General features: G+C 45.7%; 1 protein-coding gene. It reads right to left on the reverse strand.

Going from position 1 to position 881, the window contains the following annotated elements; all coding sequences use genetic code 11:
• A partial coding sequence (locus tag ACTHSP_RS20940) for a homoserine dehydrogenase (protein WP_440346879.1) occupies positions 1-881 on the reverse strand: 881 nt, incomplete at both ends.

An 881-nucleotide genomic window follows, 5' to 3' on the forward strand; every position in this document is an offset into this window, starting at 1 on the left:
TTTTGCGCTTGAACTTGTGAAGGCTGGAATGCCAAGTGAGGAACACGATGGTCAGTTTCCGCTTCAATCAGGCGGGCGATATCAATAATGTCTGCAACCACGGCAGAAGCAGTCGGCAATGCACCGGCGCCCGCACCATAATACAAGGTTTCTCCAACCATATCGGCATTGACACGGACAGCATTCATCACGCCATTAACGTTGGCCAGCAGACGGCTTTCAGGAATCAGAGTAGGGTGTACACGCAACTCGATGCCTTTGTCGGTTTTACGGGTAATACCCAACAATTTGATGCGATAGCCAAACTCTTCAGCGTATTTGATATCGCGACTATCGAGTTTGCTGATGCCTTCCAAATAGCAGGCAGAAAAGTTCATCGGTGTACCGAATGCCAATGCGCTCATGATGGTGATTTTATGGCCGGCATCATGACCTTCGATATCAAAAGTGGGGTCAGCTTCTGCATAGCCCAAAGCCTGAGCTTCTTTCAATACGTCTGCAAACGCGCTGCCTTTTTCACGCATTTCAGTAAGAATAAAGTTGCTGGTACCATTAATAATACCGGCGATACTGCGAATTTGGTTTGCAGCCAATCCTTCACGCAAAGCCTTGATGATAGGGATACCGCCGGCAACAGCAGCTTCAAATTGCACCATGACATTTTTTTCTTCTGCCAAAGGGAAAATTTCATTGCCGTATTCAGCTAACAGTTTTTTATTGGCAGTAACAATGTGTTTGCCGTTTTCAATCGCTTTTAATACCGCATCTTTGGCAATACCGGTACCGCCAAACAATTCAACAACGACATCAACATCTTGATGTTGAACCAGCTCAAACGGATCTTTGATAAAAGCAGCATTCGGGCAAATTTGTTTGGCTTT

Source organism: Neisseria sp. P0001.S005 (genome assembly GCF_051963715.1).